Raw genomic sequence first — 26,521 nt, 5'->3', positions numbered from 1 at the left:
AGACAGCTGGTTGTTGAAAAGGCGGCTATCGAGAGATAGCCGCCTTTTTTATGGACGCGGGTTTAGACGCTGACCGGTCTAAATTTGCACTAGGCAAAAAGTCAATTAACTGACTCTCAAATCTGTATTAATTATTTTCACAATGAGCCACACCCCAAACAAAAGATCACCCAATAGAAACGCCCTCCTCCAGTCAATATGTTGACGATCACGCCCTTTCCAGAAGCATTCCAAGGCCAGAACGACCCTCAAGGTGGTCTGAGCGTCTACAGTCCTTAGGTTCCACTCAACCCCGCGCTGAGGACTTTGCACGTGATGCGAGATGAAAATCGCTTCACCATTGAAACGACTGCCACTGCGCCCCATCTAAGACCCATACTCAATTGCGCAGGTGCCCCATGAGCGACCAGCAAACATTTACAGAAGACACGGTTGAAGCCACGGATGTAGAACACAACGAACCCGAACATTCCGTCCACACGGGAGGCACTGGATTGGCGTTGCCAGGCCAAAATCTGCCAGACAAGGTTTACATCATCCCGATTCACAACCGCCCATTCTTCCCGGCCCAAGTGTTGCCGGTCATTGTCAATGAAGAGCCGTGGGCCGAAACCCTCGAATTGGTCAGCAAGTCACCGCATCACTCTTTGGCACTGTTTTTTGTCGACACGCCCCCCGATGACACTCGTCATTTCGACACCGACAGTCTTCCGGAATACGGCACGCTGGTGAAGGTGCATCACGCCAGCCGCGAAAACGGCAAGTTACAGTTCGTCGCGCAAGGCCTGACGCGCGTGCGCATCAGCATGTGGCTCAAACATCACCGCCCGCCGTATCTGGTGGAGGTCGAATACCCGCAAGAAAACAAAGCGCCGACCGATGAGGTGAAGGCTTACGGCATGGCCTTGATCAACGCGATCAAAGAGCTGCTTCCACTTAATCCGCTGTACAGCGAAGAGCTGAAAAACTACCTCAACCGGTTCAGTCCCAACGACCCTTCACCCCTCACTGACTTTGCCGCAGCCCTGACCTCGGCCACCGGCAACGAGCTGCAAGAAGTGCTCGACTGCGTGCCGATCCTCAAGCGCATGGAAAAAGTGCTGCCCATGCTGCGCAAAGAAGTTGAAGTCGTACGCCTGCAAAAAGAGATTTCAGCAGAGGTCAACCTGAAGATCGGCGAGCATCAGCGCGAGTTTTTCCTTAAGGAACAGCTCAAGGTGATCCAGCAAGAGCTGGGCCTGACTAAAGATGATCGCAGCGCGGATATCGAACAATTCAAGCAACGCCTCGAAGGGAAAACCCTGACTGCGCAGGCGCAAAAACGCATTGATGAAGAACTCAACAAACTGTCGATTCTGGAGACCGGCTCACCCGAATACGCTGTGACCCGCAACTATCTGGACTGGGCCACTGCGCTGCCGTGGGGCGTCTATGGTCAAGACAAACTCGACCTGAAACACGCCCGCAAAGTACTCGATGCCCACCATGCAGGGCTTGATGATATTAAAAACCGCATTATCGAATTTCTCGCTGTGGGCGCTTACAAAGGCTCGATCAGTGGCTCTATTGTCTTGCTGGTAGGCCCGCCGGGCGTTGGCAAAACCAGCGTCGGCAAGTCGATTGCAGAATCTCTGGGCCGTCCGTTCTACCGCTTCAGCCTGGGCGGCATGCGGGATGAAGCCGAGATCAAGGGCCATCGTCGTACTTACATTGGCGCCCAGCCCGGCAAACTGGTGCAGGCGCTCAAAGATGTCGAAGTGATGAACCCGGTGATCATGCTCGATGAAATCGACAAAATGGGCCAAAGCTTCCAGGGCGACCCGGCTTCGGCATTGCTGGAAACCCTTGACCCTGAACAAAACGTTGAGTTTCTCGACCACTACCTCGATTTACGTCTAGACCTGTCAAAAGTGTTGTTCGTGTGCACCGCCAACACGCTGGACTCTATCCCCGGCCCTCTGCTGGACCGTATGGAAGTTATTCGTCTCTCCGGTTACATCACCGAAGAGAAAATCGCGATTGCCAAGCGCCATCTGTGGCCAAAGCAGCTGGAAAAAGCAGGTGTCTCAAAAAACAGCCTGAGTATCAGCGACAACGCATTGCGTCATGTCATCGACGGGTATGCCCGTGAAGCCGGGGTACGCCAGCTGGAAAAACAACTGGGCAAACTGGTGCGCAAAGCGGTCATCGAATTACTCGAGGACCCGAAGGCGGTGATCAAGATTGGCCCCAAAGACCTCGAAGCTTCTCTGGGAACACCGATATTCCGAAACGAGCAAGTGATCAGCGGCATCGGTGTGATTACCGGCCTGGCCTGGACCAGCATGGGAGGTGCGACCCTGCCGATTGAAGCGACACGTATTCATACCCTTAATCGCGGTTTCAAACTGACCGGCCAATTGGGCGATGTAATGAAAGAGTCTGCTGAAATCGCCTACAGCTACGTCAGTGCCAACCTTCAGCAGTTTGGCGGCGACCCTCGGTTCTTCGACGAGGCCTTTGTGCATCTGCACGTGCCAGAAGGGGCGACGCCCAAAGACGGCCCGAGTGCGGGTGTGACCATGGCCAGCGCACTGTTGTCTTTGGCGCGTAATCAGCCGCCGAAAAAAGGCATCGCCATGACCGGTGAACTGACGCTCACCGGGCATGTACTGCCCATTGGCGGCGTGCGAGAAAAAGTGATTGCTGCACGCCGGCAAAAGATCCACGAACTGATTCTTCCTGAACCCAATAAAGGGCACTTTGAAGAGCTGCCTGACTATTTGAAAGAGGGGATCACCGTGCACTTTGCCAAGCACTTCAGCGACGTGGCCAAAGTATTGTTTCAACGCCAGTGAATTGATCCTGAACCAGGGCCAGGCGATGGCGCGCTGGCCCCTTAGTCTCATTCCTGAACATCATGGCAGGGCGTGGCGCACTCACTGTTATTTCTGACAGTAGACGCCATTCAGGTCTCGACGTAAAAATGCGGCCCATAGCCCACATGTATTACGTCGGGAATCTAAAATGCCTCTTCATCATCCTGCACATCAAAATCCAGATGTTTTTTGGCCGGCGCTATTCGACCAGGCAGTGTTTAATCCCAAAACTCGAGGAGAATTCAAGGCTGAAATGCTGGAACGACGACCGTTCACGGCCCAGGAAGTGACCTTTGCCAGTAGCCACAAGAAAATCGTGATTACGGCTGAATTCGATGACTTCGGCTCTAAATGCTATCGAGCCATCAGCCTCACGCTGGACGTCAATATCCAGTCCGACATCTACCTTTTCAAAAAAGGTGAAGTCGGCCCGGTGTGGGGGATGACGTATTTAGAGTGCGTTGAGATGAATGGCAAAGAGGTGTATCACTTGAACGAGGCGGTCATCGGTACATTGCACCTCAGTGTTATCGAGAGTTGTTACAGCGCTCGTCTCTTTACCCTTGAATGCCTTGACCATAAGGGTGAGACATTAGAAATGTGCGGCGATTTTAAAGTCAGCCCGCCCCATGCATCCTTCAAGTATTGATACTGAACTCCAGCACGGATCGACGAAAATGGCGCAGCACGCTTGATGGAGTATGCTGCGCCATTGTGTTTGTCTGACCGGAGCCATCAATGCCCCTCTCTCGCGTTATCACTGTCTTCAGCCTCAGCCTGCTGACAGCCTGTGCACACTCACCTGCCGACAACATTAATGTTGAAAAACAAAGCGACTGTCCGTTGCAACTCCACGTTGGGCAACCCGTCACGGTGTCATTGCCAAGCAACCCTACAACAGGTTATCGCTGGGCCATTCAGGACTCAGCCGGGGGCGTATTACGCAGCCTGAGCCCCGAGGTCTACACCAGCGCCGAAAATGGACAAGTGCTGGGCAGCGGTGGGCAATCTACCTGGCGTTTTCAGGCCGTTGCTGCGGGTAACGGACGCTTGCGACTGACCTATCAACAACCGTGGGACCCCGAAGCCGAACCGGCGCACACCTTTGACTGTGCGATCACGGTGAACTGAGCTTCATCAAAGTCAGACGCTGGCGTTTAACCCGGCAGACAAAAGCGGTTTATCAGACAGACCGCGCATCAAGGCGTCAACTTGGCTAAAATGCGCGCCTCTTTTGAAATCCACCGCTGGAACCGCCGTGAGCCAAGACCCCGACCGTATATTCGCCCAGCCCCTGGCCCAGGTGCCGGACTTCGCCTTTAACGAGGACGTGGTGCGGGTATTCCCGGACATGATCAAACGCTCAGTACCCGGCTACCCGACCATTGTCGAAAACCTCGGCGTACTTGCCGCCCAATTCGCTCAGCCCAACAGCGTACTGTACGACTTGGGCAGTTCACTGGGCGCGGTCACTCAGGCATTGCGTCGTCATGTGCGCACAGAAGGCTGCTCCGTGATTGCCGTGGACAATTCGGCAGCGATGGTTGAACGCTGCCGCGAATACCTTAACGGACAAAACTCGATGTTTCAGGAGCTACTGCCGGTTGAGGTCATAGAGGGCGACATTCTAGCCCTGGCGTTTCAGCCCGCCTCGGTGGTGGCATTGAACTTCACCCTGCAATTCATTGCCCCGCAGGAACGGCTGACCTTGCTCAGCCGCATTCGCCAATCGTTGTTGCCTGGCGGTGCGCTGATCTTGTCGGAGAAACTGCGTTTCAGTGACCCTCAAGAGCATGAATTGCTGACTGACCTGCACATCGCCTTTAAGCGCGCCAACGGTTACAGCGACCTCGAAATAGCGCAAAAGCGCAGCGCCATCGAAAACGTCATGAAGCCCGACAGCCTCGAAGAACACCGCGAACGCCTGCTGGCGGCCGGGTTCTCGAAAGTCGTGCCGTGGTTCCAGTGTCTTAATTTTGCCTCGTTGATTGCCTTGCCATGATAGATCTTTCCCCCCTCGTCCGACGTCTTGCCGCAACGCCTCTGGCTGAATGGGCCACCACACTGCAAGCCCGGCTCGACGCCAAAATGGAGAAAGGTCACGGCGACCTTGAGCGCTGGCAAGGCGCGCTGGAAGCATTGCCTGACGTGGTGCCGACCGAAATCGACTTGCTTGACGGCCTGAAGCTGGACACCGATTGCGACGACGAAACCCGCGCACAGATGCGTCAAGCACTGATGGGCTTGTCACCGTGGCGCAAGGGGCCCTTCGATTTGTTTGGCGTTCATGTCGACACTGAATGGCACTCGGACTGGAAGTGGTCACGGGTCGCGCCCCACATCGATTTGCAAGGTAAACGCATCCTCGATGTAGGTTGCGGCAACGGGTATTACATGTGGCGCATGCTGGGCGCGGGCGCGCACAGCGTGATCGGGGTCGATCCAAACTGGCTGTTCTTCTGCCAGTTCCAGGCCGTGCAACGCTACTTGCAGCAAGAGGCGGCGTGGCACCTGCCCTTCCCGTTCGAAGACCTGCCGGCAAATCTCGAAGGCTTTGACACCGTGTTTTCCATGGGCGTGTTCTACCATCGCCGCTCGCCCATCGAACACCTGTTGGCGTTGAAAGACTGCCTGGTCAAAGGCGGCGAACTGGTGCTGGAAACGCTAGTGATTGAAGGTGATGTCAATCAGGTGCTGGTGCCTGAAGACCGCTACGCGCAGATGCGCAATGTCTGGTTCCTGCCGTCAATCCCGGCACTGGAACGCTGGTTACGCCGTGCAGGGTTCACTGATGTGCGCTGCGTGGACGTGAGCATCACCACGGCGGAGGAACAACGCGCCACAGAATGGATGAAGTTTCAGTCGCTCAGTGATTACCTTGACCCCAATGACCACAGCAAAACCATCGAGGGGCTGCCGGCGCCGATGCGGGCAGTGATCATCGCCAGAAAATAAAAAAACCTGTAGCCGCTGTCGAGGAACGAGGCTGCGATGGACTGCGTAGCAGGCCCGTGATTGAAGGTCCAGCGGTCCTTATCGCAGCCTCGTTCCTCGTCAGCGACTACGCAGTCAAACCGATTTGGCCCGACGGGCCCTGAAGAATTCGCTGAGGACCATCCCGCACTCTTCAGCCAAGACCCCGCCTTCAAAGAGTACGCGGTGATTAAGAAAGCCTTGAGTGAAGAACTGCCCCTGGCTTTCTACAATTCCCGCCTTGGGCTCCATGGCGCCGTACACCACCCGTGCCACCCGCGAATGCACGATCAGGCCCGCACACATGCTGCACGGCTCCAGCGTCACGTACAGCGTACTGCCGGGCAACCTGTAGTTACTGGCCGCCGCAGCGGCAGCCCGAATGGCGACCATTTCGGCATGGGCGCTGGGATCGCTGCCACTGATCGGGCAGTTAAAGCCTCGACCGATAATCTCTCCGTCTTGCACCAGCACCGCACCCACCGGCACTTCGCCCAACGCGGCACCTTGAGCGGCTAACGCCAGCGCCTCACGCATAAATTCTTGATCGCGGCTGCGGTCGATGATCCGGGGTTGACGCCCTTGTCGCATCAGGAAACCTCAATAGCGGCCATCAGGCCGGTTTCCATGTGGTCAATCACATGGCAGTGGAACATCCACACGCCGGGATTATCCGCCACCAGCGCCACGCGGGCACGCTCGTTTTTACCCAACAGGTAAGTATCGGTGAAATACGGTGTGATCTTTTTGCGATTGGACGCCAGCACTTTGAAACTCATACCGTGCAAATGAATCGGGTGCTGGTACTGCGTCATGTTCTTCAATTCAAAAATGTAGCTCTGGCCCAGCTTGAGCTTGGCAATAGGGCGATCAGCACAGGTCTTGTCCTTGATATCCCAGGCAATGCCGTTGATTTGCCACAGGCTGGGGGGTTGATCCCCGTTCTGGTTCTCGGATACCGAGCCGACCCATTCAAAATTGAAATTGATCTTCTCGGCGTTCGCCACATCAGGCTCGGCAATCGGGTTGGCCGGCAACGCAGGCGGCCATTCGCTCGGGGCGTCGTTATTAGCGACTGAGCGCAATGTGCCCAAGCGCACCGGGCCATCACGCAGCGACAGTTCTTCACCTGCGGGTGGTGCCTTGATTGCCAGGCATATGCGCATGCCCGGCCCCAGCCAGTAATCCTTGCCCAGCGGGCGCGGCTCGATGGGGTTACCGTCCAGTGCGTAAATGTTGGCTTCAACGCCGGGAATATTCAGACGATAGGTCAGCGTGTTGTCGAGGTTGAGAATCCGCACACGGGTGATCTGCCCGGCAGGCAAATCAATAGTCGGTACATGCGTGCCGTTAATCGTCGACAACCTTCCTGGCGTGCCACCTCGAGCGGCTTCACGGGTAATGCTGAACGGCAGAAAACCGCCCGCTTCGTCCACGTGCCAGTTTTTGATGCTCAGTGTGCGCTCGTGCTTGAAGCCGGTGGGATCGCGTTCTTCGACAATCAGTGGCCCGACCAGACCCCGGCCCAGCTCTTCGCTGCTGTTGACGTGCGGGTGATACCAATAACTGCCGGCATCGGGTACACGGAATTTGTAATCGAAGTACTCACCGGGCAGAACAGGCAATTGCGACACATAAGGGACGCCGTCCATTTCCAGCGGCAGGCGGATGCCATGCCAATGAATGGTGGTCGCCACGGGTAAATGATTGATGAAACGCACCCGCAGCCATTCGCCCTGACGCACCCGTAATTCCGTACCGGGCGCCGAAGGGCCAAAGGCCCAGGCCTCGGTCTGATGGCCAGGCACCAGCTCAACATCAAGCGGAGCGGCGATCAGTTCGTAATCGTGGCCAGCTTCAGCATCGGCCATCTTGCCTAACCAGTAACGCGAAGCGCCTCCTGCGCCAACACCCACCACTACCAGGCCGGCCAAACCACCGAGTATTTGTCGACGGGTAAAGGACATGGATTTAACTACCTCTCGAATCCGGCGCGGGCGCCGGGCCCGCAAAAGGCGAATACGATACACCTGCAAATGAGAAATCGTAAGAGCAAAGCGCCCTCACCCTAACCCTCTCCCGGAGGGAGAGGGGACTGACCTACGTCGTAGCTACTTTTTTCTAGACGACACAACACAGCCCCTTTGCCTCTGGGAGTGGGGACTTAAAGCAAAAGCAGATTTGCGTAATGACACAGATCAAGCCCCCTCTCCCTCTGGGAGAGGGTTGGGGTGAGGGGCTTTGGCCTTCATAAAAAAAGGCGGCCAACACTCAATGTTGGCCACCTTTTTCAGTTAAAACCGTTAAGCCGGTCTGACTTATTCCCACTCTATTATCAACAAGCGCAATAAAACCTTTAAAAGCAGATAACTATCAAACAAAACAAAAGGCATACCATGAAAAGAACCATTCCCGAACGACGCTCTAGATGCTCAGCCCTCCCGCCTCTCATCGCATGACAAGCACCTGTAGAGGGGGTATAGCGCTCTTTGATAGGGCGCACGTGACTACGGCACGATCAGGGCCTACAAACATCCGAGTCAAACCATGAGGAAGAACGCCATGTTCACGCGGAGCCTATTACTGAGTTTTTGCGCGGTGTTACTGGTTGGCTGCACGGGAAGGAGCTTTCAAACCGGCGGTCTAGGAAACACTCCCCTAGTCCTCTACGGCTCAGCCGTTTGCCAGCGAGGAAAAATCACAAGCGAAGCGATGATCGCTAAAAGTGCACCACCGGTGCTGTAGAGCATTCGTAGAAATACCAAATCCAGCTCCGATCCTCCTGACTGGCCAACCTGCGCGACCAGTATGAAATGTGGAGTGAGGAACATCAAATAGCTGATGTGGCTCACAGAGCGCCCTGCCAGGGTGCCAATAGAAACAGGCAGTATCAGTGCAGCCAACAAAAACGGATCATGGATTGCGTAACCAAGAACGGCAGCAATGGCTCCCCCTAAGAAGGTGCCGCCGACTCGCTCCAGAGACATCCTCAACGTTGAATGCATGTAGGGCTGCATGATCAGAAACACCGTAAGGGTCATCCAGTATCCGTAATGCAACGACCACAATTGAACCAACCAAACTGACAGTGCTCCCGACAGCGCAACGCGAAGCCCATGCAGAAAGAAGTTAGATTTCGGTGTGAAATTTGTTCTGAGTGCCGACCATAAAACTGGCCGCTTTGCAGCATCAGGCTGGTCGTACTGACACCATTGGAACAGCAATGCGGAGCCTGTAGCCCATAGGCTGCCATATAGAAAGTAACGTGCATAAGCAAATCCCTGGGCAAAGTCCTTTGCCGGGAATGCAGTGGATACCGCAAATGCCGTCGCTGTCAGCAAAGCGGGAATGCTAATGCGCGCGCCGCAAACCTGGGCGTAAGCGCCAGCAAACGCAAAGAGGGCCGACAGTGCTATAGCCAGTTGCGGCCATACCATCGTCCAAGCACCTAGCCCTGACGCCACGGCGCCGGTGATGCCGAAAACCAGGCCGAAGATACAACCCTTTGGGGACTTATCGCTCGGAATCGACAGATAGCTCCAGAATGCGGCAATCGCTGACCAACAGAACAAGGGGTTGTGTAAGCGAGCCGCGAGGAGCGCCGGCACAGTACAGACAACACCACCACACACTACGTAGCCAATCGGTACATTGCGTACCGCTTCCAACATCTTAACGGTCAGTGATTGCGACATGATCGAACCTTCATTACTCAACTGGAACCAATGCGGTTCGATCGATCTTGTCAATCGAGGTAACACCAGTGAGCGTCATTGCCACGCGCATTTCTTGCGAGAAGATATCCAGCATATTCTCTACCCCGTGCTGTCCGTCGGCGGCCAGAGCGTAAACCGTCGAGCGCCCCAGCAGGCATGCCTTGGCGCCTAAGGCGAGCATGCGCACAACATCCAGCCCGGAACGAATGCCAGAGTCCACCAGCACCGTCAGGTCATCACCCACTACTTCGGCGATGGGAGGCAAAGCCCTAGCGGTGGACAGCACACCGTCCAATTGGCGACCGCCGTGGTTGGAGACCACGATGCCATCAGCGCCGAAACTTACTGCGTCCTTGGCGTCCTGTGGATCAAGGATGCCCTTGATAATCATCGGGCCCTTCCAAAACTCGCGGATCCATTCCAGGTCCTTCCAGCTGATAGAGGGGTCGAAGTTATTGCCTAACCAGCCAACATAATCTTCCAGGGTGGTGGCTTTGCCCAGGTACTTGGAGATGTTGCCCAAATCATGCGGACGACCGAGGATACCGACATTAAACGCCCAATCCGGCCTAGTGGTGGCTTGCAGGATGCGCCGTGAAGCTGCGAGTGGCCCAGACATGCCCGAGTGGGCATCACGGTAACGAGCGCCTGGCGTCGGCATGTCTACGGTGAACACCAGCGTGGTAACGCCGGCTGCTTGAGCACGCTCTAGGGCATTACGCATAAATCCGCGATCCTTGAGCACATAGAGTTGAAACCAGATCGATTGCGAACTCTGGGAACTAACCTCTTCAATCGAGCAGACCGATACTGTGGACAGGCAAAAGGGAATGCCTTTCGTGGCCGCAGCCTTGGCCGCTTGTACTTCACCACGACGGGCATACATACCGGTCAGTCCGACGGGGCTGAGGATGATCGGCAGACTCTGTTCCTTTCCAAAGAGCGTCGTCTTGAGACTCAAACTGTCAACATTTCTCAAGATGCGTTGACGCAAGCTGATGCTGGCGAGGTCAGCGCTATTGGCACGCATTGTGTGTTCGGCATAGGCGCCGCCGTCGATGTAGTCGAACAGAAATCGCGGCAATTTGCGTCTCGCGGCTTCGCGATAGTCGGATGCCGATGAAATAATCATTATCTACAACTCCTAGGTCTCTAGAAAATTTCAGCGACGTAGGACGTTGCTGAGTGAATTTCACGATAAGGGATTGTTGAGTATGATAAAAATAACTTTTTCTACTCGAATTGAGTCGCTATTGGAATACACATGAATCTCAGAACGCTGCGGGTGTTTGTAGAAGTGGTGCGCCAGGGAGGTTTCTCCCAAGCTGCGGAGGTTGTGTCTTTGACTCAGTCCTCAGTCAGCAAGGCAGTCAGGACGCTCGAGGATGAGCTAGGTACGCCACTGCTGAACCGTATCGGCCATAAAAGCGAGTTGACGGCCGCAGGTGAGATTGCCTATCGGCGCGCACTGGTATTACTCGCAGAGCGGAACGATCTGATCGCAGAGATCAATGAACTGCGCGACCTGAAGGGCGGTACGCTGCGGATCGGCTTGCCGCCTGTAGGCTCCGGGGTATTGTTCGCTGAGATGTTTGCTACTTATCGCAGCCGCTATCCGATGGTGAATATAGAACTGATAGAGCACGGTAGTAAGAAACTGTGTGAGTGCCTGGAGGCCGGAGAGGTGGACTTGGCAGCACTACTGATTCCGATCGATGAAACTTTCGCTTATCAGGAAGTGCGCAACGAGCCTTTAGTGGTTGTGCTGCCTAGCGCCCATTCGCTTTCGCGACGCAAGCGAATGAACTTCAGTGATCTGGCGGATTCGCCATTCATCCTCTTTGATGAGGGGTTTGCGCTTAACGCATTAATTATGGCCGCTTGTGATCGAAGAGGGATTGTGCCCCGGGTGACGGCCCGCAGCGGGCAGATTGATTTCATCGCCGACCTGGTAGCTGCAGGTTTAGGGGTGGCATTTTTACCGCGAATGCTTGCGCAAAAACATAAACATGCGGGCATCGCTCTAGTACCTCTTGAAGAGCCACACACGGATTGGAATATTGCACTCGCTTGGCGTGCCGGTGCGCATTTGCCTCCGGCTGCAATGGCTTGGTTAGATCTGGCCAAAGAGCTGAGATAGTGCAATGGCTTTTGCTCGGATATCCAAGCGCTGGTAGTCAATAAAAACACCGGCCTACCTGGTGAAGGGGTCGGGTGGTTTTTAGTTAAGGAAGAAGAGTTCGCTACTCTGCCCCGCCATCAGAAGCAGGTAATTGTCAAAGCCGAACTCAATCACGTTTTTACGTTTCCACAATGGGACAAGGTCCTAAAAACTTTAGACCTTGAACTGACCGAAACCGATTTCTCGCACGCTCTTGAGTTGGCTTGTCAAATCGCCGGAGGAGGTGAAAGCGAGCACCATAAGAAATTAAAGGATTTCGTAGCACACAACCCCCTCTCAATCTCTTCGGTCCCCGATATCACTAGAGGCCTGTTCCAGTGCGTAAAATACCGGACTGTGATGGAGGCAGTACTACTTGCGCATTCGCAGATACAGCATTTAATGCTGTCTGCTGGTGCTCACGCAGTTGCTTCTTGGATTTGAGTGCGACCGCTTTGCTGGACTGGTACTTGGCCCAGTCAATCTGGCTGTCTTCCAAGGCTTGCAGATCGATCTTGCTGACCGGAGGCTGTTGGCCCTGCAAGGCATCCTCGGCGTGCTCGCTCCAGTTGTTGGTGGTGGTAACGATGATGCGGTGCGAGAACGGCGCTTTGCCCGAGGCGGTGAAGAAACTGTCGATGTCCTTCTTCTGGACTTTGTAGTCCTCGGCGAACAGCTTGCACTGGATGGCGTGATACTCGCCGGTGCCCTGGGTACGAGCCACAAGATCAATGCCTGCATCCTTACCACTCAAGCCCTGCTCCTTGGCCCAGTCGGCATACGTCCATACTTGATCGTACAGATCGCGGTAGGTCGCTTCATTGCGCAAGTAAACGCAGATCAGTTCCTCAAAGTAGGTGCCCTTCTCGCGCTCGGTGACAGAGGCAGAACGATAAGAATCCAAAAGCGCAGCAAGAGCCGACATGTGCATTTCCTTTCAAAGCGGCTAACGGGAAAAATGCGCAATTCTAGCAACTGTCAGCACTGAATTGGATTGCACAATCCAAAGAGTTTCGGCGTCAAGCCCTACGCTTTTCTAACAAAAACGACAGCGCTCATCTTTTCCCGAACACCCGCCTGCAGCTCTCGAAACTCGACCATCATCCGCTCGATCTCGACCGAGCTTGCTCCCTGCCCGTTTTTCTCCAAAAGCCACAGCTTCAACAAACCGGCAACCCGCCCCAAGTCGCCGTTAATTCTGCAAAGATCAGCCACCGCTTTCAGATCGACGACCGAGCGAATGGGTGTATTCAGACCCAATGCTCGGAGGTAACCGGAGCGGGACATACCAGCCTCTTCGGCACGCTCAGTGATGGTCGCCTTTTCCTCATCTGTAACCCACACCTCTATCGGCTTTCCGCGCCGTCGAGGCTGGGCTTTTCCTTTGGTGTCCTCTGTCATTGCTTCTGCTCCTGTTGTTGCTTTTCGCTCTTAGACGAGGCAGCGGCGGCGGGCCTCGCAGAGCAAGATACCGTTGAGCCGCAGGCGAATAAGGGGCGGTGTTGGATGGGTTCGGGCTTGCCCGTACCCGTACAACACACATCTTGCCATACTGTTGTAAGCGATTTAATGCGATTTAAAACTAAAAACTCATCAATCGCTTTGAATTTCGCTAAATCGCATACAGTCGCATTGAATTGCCTAGAGTTGCCTTAAACTTCCTTGAGCTGCATACAATCACGCTAAATTTCATTAATTTTAGCTGCGCAGTTATTGTATGTTTCCCTAGGCTTTTATCCGTGCTAAAACCAATAGGAACAAACGGAGAAAGTCGATGCAAAGTAATAGTCTAAAGCCTATCAAAAGAAGAGCTGGCCGTGCTGAGTTCTTCTCGATCAGGAAGGAGTTAGAAACGAAAATACTGCTCGGCCACCCCCTTACTCGGCTCTACACCGAATACGCTGATCGATTTAGCTTTGGATATGTGCAGTTCACACGTTACGTCGCTCGCTATTGCAAGCAATCGCGTTCATTTATCATGACAGGCTCGCATTGGAGACAAAAATGATAAATGGATGGAGATTATTAATAACAGTTTTTACTTTGCTTTTTACATGGCAGAACGCCTTTGCTATCTACTGCACAAACTGCTCTACATTCTATCAACAGATGTTCGAGTACGCAGAAGCAGTCAATACGGCGTTGAACACTGCAGAGCAGCTTTCGACACAAGTTCAGCAATACAACAATATGGTCACGCAGGGGACTCCGTTGCCAAACAGCATGTTTGGCCGGATCACCCAAGACATGCAGCGTGTAACAAGCATCTACAACAGGGCGCAGTCATTAGGCCGCAATGTGGCGAATCTCGATTCGCAATTCAATACGCAGTTTCCCGGGTATGAGGCGTATTTGCAGAAATTTCTCCAGTCGAGCAGTAAGGCGACTGACGTAATGCCGGATCGCTACGAAAAATGGTCGGCGCAAGGCTTTGATAACGCAAAAAGAGCTATGCAGGCAGCAGGCATGAATACCAGCACATTTGAGACGGAAGATGCACACTTGGAACAACTGGTGAACCGTTCGCAGTCATCATCGGGTCGGATGCAGGCCATCCAAGCTGGGAACGAGATTGCCGCTTCAAACGTGCAGCAGCTTCAGAAACTGCGCGACTTGGTGGCGACTCAAATTACCCTGCAGGGCAATTACATAGCCCAAGAAACCGCGCGTCAGTCGGTCGGCGACGCCGCCTCCGAGCAATTCAACAAGCGCCCAAATACTCGCGGCGGCGCGAAGGGGTACTGACTATGAAGTTCTCTAAATGGCTTCTTATTGTGCTGTGTGTAGCATCTGGACTTGGAGGGGCAGCTCTGGTCGGCATCATATGTTCCATCTCTAATGACCGCATAGTGGTTACCGAAAAGATCAACCAGTCTCATGCCGCCGACAAACAATTCAATGAGCGCCCGAACAGTCGCGGTGGCGCCAAGGGGTACTGACATGCGCGTACCTATGATTGCTGGCTGCAGCGGACTATTTCTAATGCTGCTTGCAGGGAGTGCAGCTGCAGGAGTCGATCTAGCCCAAAGCGACACCTCAATGCAGGGCTTGCTGGACATGATTCTTGAGGCTTCTAACGAATGGGCCCCTCGCCTTCATGGCTATGCGGTGAACCTATTTTGGAGTCTGGCACTCATCCAGTTTGTGTGGACATTCTTCCCGATGGTATTCAAACAAGTCGACTTCGGCGAGCTAGTTGGCGAGCTAATCCGCTTCATCATGGTCATCGGTTTTTTCCTGATACTGCTCGATCACTCAACGGAGTGGGCAAGCGCGGTTGTGAACAGTTTCCGACAAGCTGGGGCACATGCAGCAGGCTTGCCAAGCCCTGAGCTAATGCCAGGAGATATGTTTGCGACGGCGGTCGAGTTTTCTCGTGCCATCCTGACCGGAATGAGCGTTTTCAACCCTTCGCAGAGTATCGTCGTTGCCTTGGCTGCCATCCTCGTTCTGATGGCTTTTGCTTTCATCGCGGCATTCATTTTTGTGACATTGGTCGAGGCTTATGTCGTTATCAACGCCTCTGTTCTATTCATGGCTTTCGGCGCATCGCAGTGGACACGGGAATACACGATGGCTGTTATTCGCTACGCAGTTTCCGTGGGTGCCAAGCTATTTATGGTGACGTTGATAGTCGGCTTGATTCTGACTGTCGCGAAGAAGTGGCAGGTTGCTTATACCAATGACGAAGCCTCTCTGATGACCTTGGTGGGGTTATCGCTGGTATGCGCCTACCTGACCAAGACCATTCCCGAACTGATCGCGGGCATGATTAGCGGCGTTTCTTCGGGTGGCGGCGGTGCGATTGGCGGCATGGCCGCGGCTGGTGTAGCTGGTGCAGCAGCCGCGGCGGCTACCATTGCCACGGCAGGCGCATTAGCTCCGGCAGCGGCCAGGGCAATCGGTGCGAGTGGTAGTGGTAGTGGCGCAAGTGTAGCGGCCGCGCCCGGGGGTATTGGCACCGGAGGTCTGGCCAGCGCAATCAACTCCAGCTTTGCCGGTGGTGGTGGCACAGCCAGCACTGGCGCTATTAGCTCGGGCCTCGGGTCCAGCACTGGCGGTAGTTCTGCCGCTAAATCAGCCGGAGCTAAAATCGGCGGTAGCGCCTCTAGTGGCCCTAGCGGCGGCAGCCCACTGACGCAGCCAAGCCAAGGCGTGCAGCAGGCAGCCAAAAAGGCGGCGAAAGCTGCGCTAGGCAACGGCGACGATTCCAAGGGCAAAGCCGCCGCGCAGCCGCAGACGAATCCACAAGAGGATCAGGGCGGCAGTAGTTTGCAATCGACCTTGCAAGCCTCTCAGCAGTACGCAGGAGGTGCGCAAGACAATGGTGGAGGGTTGTCTGCCCATAACGTGGCATCAGCCGCAACCCGAGCAGTTGGACTCATGGCCGCTATGTCTGTGCCCGGTATGGAGGGGACCGCAGGAATTTCGCTGGGCGCCGGTACTCCACAAGCTGTTCCTAACTCAGGTGGTGACAACGTGGACAACGGAGAAGGAAGGGAGCCTGCAAACGTAATACATGGAGCTGACTTGGCCACAGCTGCAGAAACTGAAAGCGGCACCAAAGAAGCGGCTCCGTCGCCTAAGACTCAATCACCGGGTGAACAATCATGATTGCAGACATTCTGTTTGGCTTTTTCATGCTGGGTAGCTTCTTCGTTCTTGGTGTAGGTTTCTGGGCGCTTGGACGACTTCTGCGAGCCAAAGGGCATGGCCCTTTACTAGATACGCTTGACGGACGTTACATCCGCCTACACGCGGAGGTGCAACTGGGGATGGTACCTGTGGGGATAAAGACATTTTCCGACTTGGGCGATCTTCATCTGTTGCCATTCTTTGGTTCCAGACGTCAACGCAAGCACCTCGACGAAATCCGGCTGGACCTGCTTGCTGAACAGCAGAGGCTCAACGAATCCAAGCATTGATGACATGCCCCGCTTTGCGGGGCTTTTTATTCCCGTCTATTACACACCACCAAGACTCTCTAGACCATCTTGTGCGAAGCCCGAGCCAGAAAGTGCGCCCTTGCATTGCCAATGAAATCACTGAATAGATCGAGAGCTCGTCCAGTGTGTTACGTAATAGTCGGTGCTGGCTGCTTGGCTGCCAAATTACCTGAAATCGCTCACATGCTCTCTTTTTGGTGTCCGTCGTTGCTCTCTACGATCTGTCTGGTGGCAGACCTGCCGGAATCTGGTTCGATGATATGGATGTGCGCTACGACGGCCGCAGTCGATCTCAAGCAACAGTTTGTGAGCGTAGGGAACGCTTTTTCATATCAGAGAGGGCAGGTGCTTAGAGGACGGACACTGCCAAAGCAAAATAGGCTTTAAGAGATTTAATAGATTTAAATAAAGATTTAGGAAGAAAAACGGTTTTATTACCCATTGATTTCAATCACTTACAACAATATGCAGTCCCTGATAGACGGTGATGCGCCCCCTAATAGACGGTGGATCAGCCCCTAATGGACGGTGAATGGCCCCCAATAGACGGTCTATCCACAGGAGTACACATTCAAACGGAAAAATGGCCATCTCCGGGCCTTTAGTGTTCTGGAGTACCGTCTATTAGGGACCTTATTTCAGTATTTTCTTATCTGATCGACGCATCATTACAAGCTGCGGCCCACTCAGGCCAACTTCTTCCACCAAGCCGTACTCGGGTAAATCATCTGTTGCGATGACCTTGCGCAGGTTCTCCGAGAACTTTTTGAGCGTCCCGGTGCTGCCGCTACGCGCATATAGAGTTTTAAATGCCCACTTTGCATCGTCTTTACCTGCGGCACGGCGCGCCAATCGGTAGACAAAACGCCCTATTCCCGATTCGATCAGGAAATAATCAGGGTGCACTGTCAGAATGTCCGGCTTTGCCCCCGAAGTGACTTCCCGATATATCCAGTTAGGTGCCTCAATCTCGACACTGGCCACCTTGCCGGTGTCAGTACGCGAAATTACGCGATAGTGGCTAATCAATCCCTCGGACTCTACCTCCCGCATGCTGCGCTTACCGTTTCGTGGGGAGCTTTCCCGCACGCTTTTGATAGTCGTACCTTTGAGGCGATCTAGAGCACCCTCTACTTCTTTAAATTGGCGGCTTCCGTCGCCCTTCCGGCAGAATTTCAAAATGTCAGACACGTGCGATTTGAACACACGACACGGCTTCTCACCCTTCCCTTCTCGGTAGCGATTCATAGCCTCTGTTAGATAAGAAATCAGCATTAGCACGATGTCATAATCCCAAATTGACGCCATGCCATATGGGCCAGCTGTGACCTCGACGTAACCGTCTGAAAGGTTGTAGCGGCTGATTTCTCCCGCCCGTTTTTTCTGCTTGGATATTCGGAACACAGCCACATCCATCATGCTGCGGCTATCGCGGGCGCTTACTTCGTACCGCGAAGGTACAACGGAATCAGCCTGCCTTTCGTGTTCACGCGGGCAAGGTATCGCCTTTTTAGCTGCAACTGGCGACCTTGGCGTTGGCAGATCCTGGCGTGGAGGCCTCTTTTTTTCTTCGGTACGCAGTCGCTCCTCTATTTCCCTAATCGACTCGCCCGGAAGTGCTGCGGCCTCCAGCTTCTTGCGGTACGCGGCGTGATTTTCTTCGATCCGTGACAACAGACTGCCAACTAGAAGTTGCCCATGGCCGCCGCTAGTCAAGGGATTGGCCCAGCATATGACGCGATGCATGCCAACAGCTCATCCCGCAATCAAGTTCAGATCCATCTACAACCGGCAGCATAAAACTCAGCACAAGCGGTTCATTCCCGGACACCGCCAGTACATCACTCGCCACGGCTAAACCCCCATTCCTGGGCGAATAGCGTGAGTGCCCGACGATTTGCGCGCGTCAATCCATTCTTCGATTTCAGTCAGATCCCACGCAACGTTCCGACTGGTTAGTGCGATACGGCGCGGGAACTCGCCCCGCTGCTCCATGTTGTAGATGGTGCGCTCAGCAAGCGGGATCATCGCGTGCAATTTCTTGCGGTTGATGAGCGTCTTACTCTTTGGCTTGTTCTCCATGAGGTCACTTTCCTTCAGAGTTATCAGATGCTTGACAATGCCTTCTAACGCCAGAATCAGGACGCAAAAAAGTTAGAATTTAGTTGTCATCCAGAGCTATCATCGGGCGATGGGAAAATATGAAAAAGCGTCGAGCACATACGATCCGCTTCTGAAAGTGCTGGTTAGAGAAAGCGATACATCGTCTGATCGCATCCGTGCGAAGTTGAGCAACCACTACGAGTGGTGCTTCTGCGAGCTATGCTGGCGATCTACCGAATATGCGATCAGCATGGCGGCGCCAAAGGTCTTCAAGCGTCTAAAACGCGGAAATATCAAAGCAGTGCCGCTAACAGAATCTATTCGTACAGAAGCCCGGAAAAAAACCGATACCTTGGTGGCTCGCTATGAACGAGCATTGAAGGGAGAGTTCGGCAAGTACGAACCCCCGCGCATGCTGGGGAGATACTGCGACATGCAGGAGTTGCGCGGGGACTTTTCGGTCGCAGCATTCCGTGAGCATGTGGAGCGCCGAATGCTGGTTTCTACTTGGGCACGCCACGGCGAATTACTGCGGCCTTCAGCCCTACCGGCCCATCCCGAGGGCGCAGCGAGACCGAGTAAACTCTACTGTGAAGTTCACAATCCGCGGCGTAGCGATGAAGCTCGCCGCGCTTACCAGCGCGACCGGAGGTTCACACTAGAGTATGAGGATTTAATTGAAAAAATCTGGTCCCAAGGAGCTGCCGTCCTCCCTAGGTGGGATATCGAGACATGGGCAGAAGTCAGGAAAAATGCCTATAACCAGCTCCAGGCACTCAAGTCACCAACAAGCTCAATGGATGATTTGTTAAACCAAGGCATTACGAATCAAGCGGAAATCGCCCGCCAACTTGGCGTATCACGCCAAGCAGTTTCTGCCGCCATCAAGCGACGGGGGCGAAAACAGGCAATGAGATAAAAACGACCGAAGCTCTAACTTGATTATCTGTAACCGTCGCCCGAACGGGGCCGATTGGCTGTCCACTCATCAATCATATCGGCCCAGTCCTGTAACATCGCAGTACGCTGCTCTCGATACTCGGCCTTGTTATAGACAGCCCTAACACCCTTCTGCTCGTGTGCAAGACATTTCTCAATCCAGTCTGAGTTGTAGCCCGCCTCGTGCAGCAGCGTGCTAGCTGTCCGTCTCAAATCATGCGGTCCGAACTTACTCAGCGGCTTCCCTTCTTTCTGCGCGAGCCGATAGCTCAGCGTCAGTACCTGATTGATGGTTGCGGTACTCATTGGCAGATCAGAATCGTACCGGGAAGGAAAGACGTATTCTGAACCACCGGCAAACGTCTTCAACGCGATGAAGAAATCCAGCACCTGCCGAGACAAGAACACCAAATGGGGGTTGCGTCGCTTCATCCGCTCTTTCGGAATGGTCCACAGGGCTTCACTAAAATTGATCTCATCCCAGGTGGCGTTGGTCAGCTCACTTTTTCGAACCATGGTGAGCAACAGCAGTTTAGCCGCCGCTCTCACGGAGGAGGCGGTGCCGATACGGTCCAAGTACTGGTACATCAACGCGATTTCGTCTGGACCCAAAGCGCGGTCACGAGGCTCAAATTTAGCGATGCTCGCAGAACGTACCAGATCGGCCGGGTTCTCGACCTTCTGGCCACGCTCAATCGCCCATCGGAAAACCTGCATTACGATCTCACGGGAGTGCACCGCCGTTGCTGGAGCACCTCGCTCCACGATTGCATCGGTCAGCGCTCGCAGGTCCTCATGGTTGATTTCCACCAGCTTCTGATTACCAAACTTCGGTTTCAGCTCACGCTCATAAACAGAGCGCCGCATATCACGGGTCGAGTCAGCCATCTGATACCCGCGAAGCCATTTCTCGGCCCAGGCATCAAACGTTTCTGCTCCCTTGCTACGTGCCTTGTCACGGGCTTTCTCCTTGGCAGGTGACTTGCCAGCCGCAACCATCTTTTTGGCTTCACCAAGCCGCTCTCGCGCTTCTGCAAGCGTGATTCCACCTACACCATAGCGACCAAACGTGATCGTCTCCTGTCGTCCATTGATGGAGTAGTTGTAGCGAAACGAGATTGCGCCCGCAGCCGTGACAGCTACGTAAAGTCCATCACGGTCGTTCACTTTGTAGAGTTTTTCTTTCGGTTTGAGATTACGTAGCTTGGTATCGGTCAGCATGAGGCTCGCGAATTCCGTTCAAAAAATACCATGCTCAGAAACACACCCAAAACCGCGAGAAAACCCAATAAAACCGGGTGGATTATGAGTCTTGATACCATGCCCTTACCCACAAAGGCGACATGGTATCGAACACCGAGCATGGCATTTGGCTCAGTCAATGCCCCGTACCATGCCACATAAACACGGTGCTTGGCGATGCACAAAGCTGCCAGAACTTGCCAGACCCAAAAAACCAAAAGCCCGCAATTACGCGGGCTTCAGGGTGTTTCTTGCTAGTTGGTGCCGGTCAGTGCCGGACGTCCAATCATTCCCACTCAATCGTTGCTGGCGGCTTGCTCGACACGTCGTAAGTAACGCGCGAAATGCCTTCGATTTCGTTGATGATGCGACCGCTCACGGTTTCAAGCAGCTCGTAAGGCAGGTGTGCCCAACGCGCAGTCATGAAGTCGATGGTTTCAACAGCACGCAGGGCAACAACCCAGGCGTAACGACGACCATCACCCACAACACCCACCGATTTCACCGGCTGGAACACCACAAATGCCTGGCTGACTTTGTGGTACCAGTCAGCTTTACGCAGTTCTTCGATAAAGATGTGGTCAGCACGACGCAGCAGGTCGGCATATTCCTTTTTCACTTCACCCAGAATACGGACACCCAGGCCCGGGCCCGGGAACGGGTGACGGTAGACCATGTCGTACGGCAGGCCAAGTTCCAGACCCAGACGACGAACTTCGTCCTTGAACAGCTCACGCAGCGGTTCGACCAACTTGAGGTTCATCTCGTCCGGCAGGCCGCCCACGTTGTGGTGCGACTTGATGACGTGAGCCTTGCCGCTTTTCGCGCCAGCCGACTCGATCACGTCCGGGTAGATCGTGCCCTGCGCCAGGTACTTGATGTTGTCCAGCTTGCAGGATTCGGCATCGAACACGTCGATAAAGGTGCGGCCGATGATCTTGCGCTTCTTCTCCGGGTCGCTTTCGCCAGCCAGGTTGTTCAGGAACTGATCGGCAGCGTTGGCGCGGATTACTTTAACGCCCATGTTCTCGGCGAACATGGCCATCACTTGCTCACCCTCGTGAAGGCGCAGCAGGCCGTTGTCCACGAATACGCAGGTCAACTGGTCGCCGATCGCCTTGTGCAGCAACGCGGCCACCACCGAGGAGTCAACGCCGCCGGACAAGCCCAGCAATACGTTGTCGGTGCCGACCTGGGCACGGACGTTGGCAATCGCGTCTTCAGCGATTTTCGACGGCGTCCACAGAGCTTCACAGCCGCAGATATCGAGGATAAAGCGCGACAGGATACGGCCGCCTTGCTTGGTGTGGGTCACTTCCGGGTGGAACTGAACGCCGTAGTAGCCGCGCTCGTCGTTGTACATGCCGGCAATCGGGCAGCTCGGGGTGCTGGCCAGAATGTGGAAGTCCGATGGCATCTTGGTGACTTTGTCACCGTGGCTCATCCACACGTCCAGACCGTACAGGCCATCAGCGTCGATATGGTCTTCAATACCGTCCAGCAAACGGCTCTTACCGACTACATCAACACGGGCATAGCCGAATTCACGCAGTTCAGAACCTTCAACCTTGCCGCCCAATTGCTCGGCCATGGTTTGCATGCCGTAGCAGATACCGAAAACCGGTACGCCCAGGTCGAACACCGCTTGTGGTGCGCGCGGGCTGTTGGCTTCGTGTACGGATTCCGGGCCACCGGCCAGGATGATGCCTTTAGGGGCGAATTCGCGGATCGCAGCGTCATCCATGTCGAACGGGTGCAGTTCGCAGTAAACGCCGATTTCGCGAACGCGACGAGCGATCAGCTGGGTGTACTGGGAACCGAAGTCCAGAATCAGGATGCGGTGAGCGTGAATGTCGAGGGACATAGGAGAAACTCTGAAAAGCAGTTGCAAGCTTCAAGCTGCAAGCTGCAAGTAATCGGGGCTGCGCGGTAACTGTATTTACACAGTACCGCTTGCAGCTTGTAACTTGTGGCTTCTAGCTAGCGGCTTTAGCCAACTCGATAGTTCGGTGCTTCTTTGGTGATCTGCACGTCGTGGACGTGGGATTCAGCCATGCCCGCGCCAGTGATACGCACGAACTCAGGCTTGGTACGCATTTGCTCGATGTCGGCGCTGCCGGTGTAACCCATCGAAGAACGCAGACCGCCCATCAGTTGGTGAATGATCGCTGTCAGCGAGCCTTTGTACGGCACACGACCTTCGATGCCTTCCGGCACCAGCTTCTCGGCACCCGCGGACGAGTCCTGGAAGTAACGGTCGGAGGAACCTTGGGATTGCGACATCGCACCCAGTGAGCCCATGCCGCGATAGGCCTTGTACGAACGACCCTGGAACAGCTCGATTTCACCCGGCGCTTCTTCAGTACCGGCAAACATCGAGCCCATCATCACGCACGATGCACCGGCAACGATAGCCTTGGACAAGTCACCCGAGAAACGGATGCCGCCGTCAGCGATCAACGGTACGCCCGTGCCTTCAAGGGCAGCGGCTACATTGGCAATGGCGCTGATTTGTGGAACGCCAACACCGGCAACGATACGTGTGGTGCAGATCGAGCCTGGACCGATACCGACCTTAACGGCATCAGCGCCGGCTTCGGCCAGTGCCAGAGCGGCAGCGCCCGTGGCGATGTTGCCGCCAATGACCTGAACTTCAGGGAAGTTCTGCTTGACCCAACGTACGCGGTCGATCACGCCTTTGGAGTGACCATGCGCGGTATCCACTACCACCACATCAACGCCCGCAGCCACAAGAGCAGCAACGCGATCTGCGGTGTCTTTACCCGTGCCGACCGCAGCGCCTACGCGCAGGCGACCTTGATCATCCTTGCTGGCCAGCGGGTAAGCCTTGGCTTTTTCGATGTCGTTGACGGTCATCATGCCTTTGAGGGCAAATTTGTCATCAACGATCAGGACGCGCTCAATGCGGTGCTTGTGCAACAGCTCGCGGGCTTCGTCCTTGTCGGCGCCTTCCTTGACCGTGACCAGACGCTCTTTAGGCGTCATCACTTCACGAACAGTGGCTTCAAGACGGTTCTCGAAACGCACGTCACGGGACGTCACGATGCCGACCAGGTCGCCATTGTGCAGTACAGGAACGCCGGAGATATTGTGCTGGCGGGTCAATTCGAACAGTTCACGAACAGTGGCGTCAGCTTCGATGGTGATCGGTTCTTTAACCACACCGGCTTCGTAACGCTTAACTTTGCGTACTTCGTGAGCTTGCTGCTCGATGGTCATATTCTTGTGAATAATGCCGATACCGCCTTCCTGAGCCATGGCGATTGCCAGACGGGCTTCAGTTACGGTGTCCATTGCGGCGGAAACCAGCGGAATATTCAGTTCAATGCCACGGGTCAAACGAGTCTTAAGGCTGACTTCGTTCGGGAGAACCTCGGAATAACCGGGGACGAGAAGGATGTCATCGAATGTGAGTGCTTCTTGGCTGATACGCAGCATCGCTGGGGCTCCCGAGCGGGAAAATGGAAGCGCGCCATTGTACTTAAAACACCTGACTCTCTCAACGGAAACCTTTAGAGAGATTTGCGCTAAGGGTCAATGATTTATTGACTCTGCGGACAGCTAACCCACTGTCACCGCTGGCGAAGGCCAGCAAAGGTATGGCGCGGCTTTGAGGTGACGGGTTGCTGCGCAACCCTTCGCAGCCTTCAGCAGCGACAACAGGCTTACAACTCTACCTTCACCCACGCCACAGGTTGATCCAGCCAGTCGGCAAATTCATCGAGGAAGCTCTGCTTGAACCCCGCCTCGGCCCAATTATTGAAAATAAACCCCAGATTGGAAAACGCACACGGCTGCAAGAAAAGAAACCCGTTGATGTCATCTTCATGGGCGCACAGCGGGCACGTGAAGTTATCGGTACGCCCCGGCATCCAGTCTTCAAGGCTCTCGAACAAGGCTTCACCGACTTCTTTACGGCAGTGCGCGCAGCCAGCTTCTTCAAGAAAGCCCTTAGCCGGGGTATAGATGCAGCGCTTGGTGATGATTTCAAGACCATTGACCGCCTCACCAAAAGGCAAGGCCTCAGGGTGCAACACCACACTGGCAGCACCGGGAGCGATGGCGTAAGCCATGCCATTGCCGGTTCGGCCACAGGTGGTCAGTTCTTGCTCGATGATGTTCTTGCGCACCAGCCAGCGCACGATAGCGCGGGCACGAGGCTCATGAACCGGCAAGGTGGAAATTTTAGGGACGATGATGCTTTGCGAATTCATGGGTATGGCACATATGGATTAGAGCAAATTCTGTATCCGGTCGTCGCTGCCGCAGGCTGGGAACCGTTTCGCGGATCGCAGCCTGCAGCAGTGAATACGGGATTAGGCCGCGCAGTTTAACTCAGGTAGCGCACAATCAACGCAATCCCGCTGACCAGTACCAACCAGGTGACCAACCGCACAAAGGCTTCCCGGGACAATTTGCGGGTCAACCGTCGGCCAATCCACAACCCCAACGCCATGGCGGGCAACAAGCAGGCGGCGAGCAAGAGCAACGTCCCATCGGCGTACACCCCCGCGATCACAAACAGGCTCAAGCGCACCACGGTGCTGCAACTGATCAGCGCACTTTGGGTGGCGCGAGCGGCGTCTTTGGGCAAGCGCGCATTAAGATAAAGCGCATATAGAAAACCGCCGCTACCGAACAGGGCGCCAAACAATCCCCCCGTGATACCCGTAGGAATGGCCCAACCGCTAGCGACCTGTCTAGGTTTGACCTTTACTGCCAGGCTGTACAAAGCGTATGCGGTGATAAAGATTCCCATCAACAGCAGTAACACGTCGGACTTGAGATTGAGCAGGAACAGCACGCCGATCACACAACCCACCGCCATGCACGGTAACAATCGCAGCAGTTCCGAGCGGGCCACGTCACGGCGCGAAGGCAGCCAGTTGCCAAATGCGGCGACAAAATCCAGCAACACCAGCAACGGAATAATTTTTGATAGGGGCAGGCACAGAATCAAAATCGGCCCGGCCACCAATGCGGTACCAAAACCCGCCACACCGAACACGATATAAGCCAGCGCAATAGCCAGCTCAAGCAACACCCACTCACTGCCGGTAAAAGGCAACTCCATTGCACACTTTCCTTATTTTTAGTGTCGCGACTTTAACCAGACCGTGCAGTCATCACAATCCACCCTTATGATGGCCGCCATGATTAAAGATCCCTTTGCACGACTCAACCTCGACCGAGAAGTCCTGACCGTCAGCCAGCTCAACGGCCGGGCGCGGGTCCTGCTCGAAGACGTGTTCAGTAATATCTGGGTGGAAGGCGAGATCTCCAACCTTGCCCGCCCGGCCTCTGGCCATGTGTATTTCACGCTCAAAGACAGCGGTGCCCAAGTGCGTTGCGCGCTGTTTCGCAACAATGCGGCGCGAGTGCGTCAGGCGCTAAAAGACGGCCTTGCGGTCAAAGTGCGCGGCAAGGTGTCGCTTTTTGAAGGCCGCGGGGATTATCAGTTGATCCTCGACACCGTAGAGCCTGCCGGTGATGGCGCATTGCGTCTGGCGTTCGACGCGCTGAAAGAAAAGCTCAGCACTGAAGGCCTGTTCAGCGCCTGTC

Annotated in this window: 24 protein-coding genes and 1 pseudogene; 12 read left to right on the top strand and 13 right to left on the bottom strand. The window is 54.7% G+C overall.

Annotation, left to right across the window (positions count from 1 at the left end; all coding sequences use genetic code 11):
* Nucleotides 1-398 precede the first annotated feature (398 nt).
* From lon to cmoB, 5 genes are all read left to right on the top strand, one after another.
* On the top strand, nucleotides 399-2,837 hold the full coding sequence (gene lon, locus ACI7MX_RS09060; protein WP_314483578.1) for an endopeptidase La: 2,439 nt from the start codon (nucleotides 399-401) through the stop codon (nucleotides 2,835-2,837).
* A 169-nt stretch (nucleotides 2,838-3,006) separates the two neighbouring features.
* The gene (locus ACI7MX_RS09055; RefSeq protein WP_405587411.1) at nucleotides 3,007-3,507 is read left to right on the top strand and encodes a hypothetical protein; all 501 of its coding nucleotides are present in this window, start codon (nucleotides 3,007-3,009) and stop codon (nucleotides 3,505-3,507) included.
* An 89-nt stretch (nucleotides 3,508-3,596) separates the two neighbouring features.
* The gene (locus ACI7MX_RS09050; RefSeq protein WP_405587414.1) at nucleotides 3,597-3,989 is read left to right on the top strand and encodes a protease inhibitor I42 family protein; all 393 of its coding nucleotides are present in this window, start codon (nucleotides 3,597-3,599) and stop codon (nucleotides 3,987-3,989) included.
* Between the two features lie 127 nt (nucleotides 3,990-4,116).
* Entirely contained in the window at nucleotides 4,117-4,860 is a 744-nt protein-coding gene (gene cmoA / locus ACI7MX_RS09045; RefSeq protein ID WP_314483572.1) for a carboxy-S-adenosyl-L-methionine synthase CmoA, read from the top strand.
* On the top strand, nucleotides 4,857-5,813 hold the full coding sequence (gene cmoB, locus ACI7MX_RS09040; RefSeq protein WP_405587417.1) for a tRNA 5-methoxyuridine(34)/uridine 5-oxyacetic acid(34) synthase CmoB: 957 nt from the start codon (nucleotides 4,857-4,859) through the stop codon (nucleotides 5,811-5,813). The genes cmoA and cmoB overlap by 4 nt, the downstream gene beginning before the upstream one ends.
* Nucleotides 5,814-5,927: 114 nt before the next feature.
* On the opposite strand, the gene tadA is transcribed toward cmoB, so the two are convergent.
* From tadA to lldD, 4 genes are all read right to left on the bottom strand, one after another.
* Complete coding sequence (gene tadA, locus ACI7MX_RS09035) at nucleotides 5,928-6,422, bottom strand: tRNA adenosine(34) deaminase TadA (RefSeq protein ID WP_314483568.1); 495 nt, start codon at nucleotides 6,420-6,422, stop codon at nucleotides 5,928-5,930.
* Complete coding sequence (locus ACI7MX_RS09030) at nucleotides 6,422-7,798, bottom strand: multicopper oxidase family protein (protein ID WP_314483566.1); 1,377 nt, start codon at nucleotides 7,796-7,798, stop codon at nucleotides 6,422-6,424. The genes tadA and ACI7MX_RS09030 overlap by 1 nt, the downstream gene beginning before the upstream one ends.
* Before the next feature lie 699 nt (nucleotides 7,799-8,497).
* Nucleotides 8,498-9,526, bottom strand: a complete 1,029-nt coding sequence (locus ACI7MX_RS09025; protein ID WP_003443292.1) for an FUSC family protein — start codon at nucleotides 9,524-9,526, stop codon at nucleotides 8,498-8,500.
* Nucleotides 9,527-9,539: 13 nt separating this feature from the next.
* Nucleotides 9,540-10,679 (bottom strand): FMN-dependent L-lactate dehydrogenase LldD, encoded by a 1,140-nt coding sequence (gene lldD / locus ACI7MX_RS09020; RefSeq protein WP_003443295.1) that lies wholly within the window; start codon nucleotides 10,677-10,679, stop codon nucleotides 9,540-9,542.
* Between the two features lie 132 nt (nucleotides 10,680-10,811).
* On the opposite strand from lldD, the gene ACI7MX_RS09015 reads away from it, so the two are divergent.
* Nucleotides 10,812-11,687, top strand: coding sequence for a LysR family transcriptional regulator (locus tag ACI7MX_RS09015; RefSeq protein ID WP_010655639.1), 876 nt, complete (start codon nucleotides 10,812-10,814; stop codon nucleotides 11,685-11,687).
* A 349-nt stretch (nucleotides 11,688-12,036) separates the two neighbouring features.
* Here the strand turns inward: ACI7MX_RS09015 and ACI7MX_RS09010 are convergent.
* Nucleotides 12,037-12,633 (bottom strand): annotated as a pseudogene (locus ACI7MX_RS09010) (restriction endonuclease); the annotation flags it as partial.
* A 101-nt stretch (nucleotides 12,634-12,734) separates the two neighbouring features.
* On the bottom strand, nucleotides 12,735-13,109 hold the full coding sequence (locus tag ACI7MX_RS09005; protein ID WP_003443304.1) for a plasmid mobilization protein: 375 nt from the start codon (nucleotides 13,107-13,109) through the stop codon (nucleotides 12,735-12,737).
* Between the two features lie 373 nt (nucleotides 13,110-13,482).
* Here ACI7MX_RS09005 and ACI7MX_RS09000 point away from each other — a divergent pair, with 373 nt between their 5' ends.
* The 4 genes from ACI7MX_RS09000 (at nucleotide 13,483) to ACI7MX_RS08985 (ending at nucleotide 16,633) form a co-directional block, all read left to right on the top strand.
* Nucleotides 13,483-13,716 (top strand): TraK family protein, encoded by a 234-nt coding sequence (locus tag ACI7MX_RS09000; RefSeq protein WP_003443306.1) that lies wholly within the window; start codon nucleotides 13,483-13,485, stop codon nucleotides 13,714-13,716.
* Nucleotides 13,713-14,453 carry a P-type conjugative transfer protein TrbJ gene (gene trbJ, locus ACI7MX_RS08995; protein WP_003443308.1) on the top strand — a complete coding sequence of 247 codons (741 nt, stop codon included), beginning with the start codon at nucleotides 13,713-13,715 and terminating at the stop codon, nucleotides 14,451-14,453. The genes ACI7MX_RS09000 and trbJ overlap by 4 nt, the downstream gene beginning before the upstream one ends.
* A 195-nt stretch (nucleotides 14,454-14,648) precedes the next feature.
* The gene (trbL, locus tag ACI7MX_RS08990; protein WP_003443313.1) at nucleotides 14,649-16,322 is read left to right on the top strand and encodes a P-type conjugative transfer protein TrbL; all 1,674 of its coding nucleotides are present in this window, start codon (nucleotides 14,649-14,651) and stop codon (nucleotides 16,320-16,322) included.
* A complete protein-coding gene (locus ACI7MX_RS08985) occupies nucleotides 16,319-16,633 on the top strand; it encodes a hypothetical protein (RefSeq protein WP_047282256.1) in 315 nt (104 codons plus the stop codon). The genes trbL and ACI7MX_RS08985 overlap by 4 nt, the downstream gene beginning before the upstream one ends.
* A gap of 654 nt (nucleotides 16,634-17,287) precedes the next feature.
* On the opposite strand, the gene ACI7MX_RS08980 is transcribed toward ACI7MX_RS08985, so the two are convergent.
* The gene (locus tag ACI7MX_RS08980) at nucleotides 17,288-18,400 is read right to left on the bottom strand and encodes a replication initiator protein A (protein ID WP_003443324.1); all 1,113 of its coding nucleotides are present in this window, start codon (nucleotides 18,398-18,400) and stop codon (nucleotides 17,288-17,290) included.
* A 108-nt stretch (nucleotides 18,401-18,508) separates the two neighbouring features.
* A complete protein-coding gene (locus ACI7MX_RS08975) occupies nucleotides 18,509-18,736 on the bottom strand; it encodes an AlpA family transcriptional regulator (protein WP_003443325.1) in 228 nt (75 codons plus the stop codon).
* A 109-nt stretch (nucleotides 18,737-18,845) separates the two neighbouring features.
* Between ACI7MX_RS08975 and ACI7MX_RS08970 the strand changes: the two genes are divergently transcribed.
* On the top strand, nucleotides 18,846-19,676 hold the full coding sequence (locus tag ACI7MX_RS08970) for a helix-turn-helix domain-containing protein (protein ID WP_003443326.1): 831 nt from the start codon (nucleotides 18,846-18,848) through the stop codon (nucleotides 19,674-19,676).
* Between the two features lie 23 nt (nucleotides 19,677-19,699).
* Here the strand turns inward: ACI7MX_RS08970 and ACI7MX_RS08965 are convergent, their stop codons facing one another.
* The 5 genes from ACI7MX_RS08965 to ACI7MX_RS08945 all read right to left on the bottom strand — a co-directional run bounded on the left by ACI7MX_RS08965 (nucleotide 19,700) and on the right by ACI7MX_RS08945 (nucleotide 26,033).
* Nucleotides 19,700-20,917, bottom strand: coding sequence for a site-specific integrase (locus ACI7MX_RS08965; RefSeq protein WP_003443327.1), 1,218 nt, complete (start codon nucleotides 20,915-20,917; stop codon nucleotides 19,700-19,702).
* A 307-nt stretch (nucleotides 20,918-21,224) separates the two neighbouring features.
* Nucleotides 21,225-22,802, bottom strand: coding sequence for a glutamine-hydrolyzing GMP synthase (gene guaA / locus ACI7MX_RS08960; protein ID WP_314483548.1), 1,578 nt, complete (start codon nucleotides 22,800-22,802; stop codon nucleotides 21,225-21,227).
* Nucleotides 22,803-22,927: 125 nt separating this feature from the next.
* Nucleotides 22,928-24,397, bottom strand: a complete 1,470-nt coding sequence (gene guaB, locus ACI7MX_RS08955; RefSeq protein ID WP_314483546.1) for an IMP dehydrogenase — start codon at nucleotides 24,395-24,397, stop codon at nucleotides 22,928-22,930.
* Nucleotides 24,398-24,624: 227 nt separating this feature from the next.
* A complete protein-coding gene (locus tag ACI7MX_RS08950) occupies nucleotides 24,625-25,173 on the bottom strand; it encodes a sugar ABC transporter ATPase (RefSeq protein ID WP_405587431.1) in 549 nt (182 codons plus the stop codon).
* A gap of 116 nt (nucleotides 25,174-25,289) precedes the next feature.
* Nucleotides 25,290-26,033: a sulfite exporter TauE/SafE family protein gene (locus ACI7MX_RS08945; RefSeq protein ID WP_314483543.1), complete on the bottom strand. Its 744-nt coding sequence runs from the start codon at nucleotides 26,031-26,033 to the stop codon at nucleotides 25,290-25,292.
* 79 nt (nucleotides 26,034-26,112) lie between these two features.
* Here ACI7MX_RS08945 and ACI7MX_RS08940 point away from each other — a divergent pair.
* The coding region (locus tag ACI7MX_RS08940) for an exodeoxyribonuclease VII large subunit (RefSeq protein ID WP_405634568.1) at nucleotides 26,113-26,521 on the top strand (409 nt) is incomplete at its 3' end.

Origin of the sequence: Pseudomonas sp. 2024-210, from assembly GCF_045062345.1 — a bacterium.
Lineage (GTDB): Bacteria > Pseudomonadota > Gammaproteobacteria > Pseudomonadales > Pseudomonadaceae > Aquipseudomonas.
Note: the sequence above shows the minus strand (reverse complement) of the source record. Positions and strands in the feature narration are given on the sequence as shown.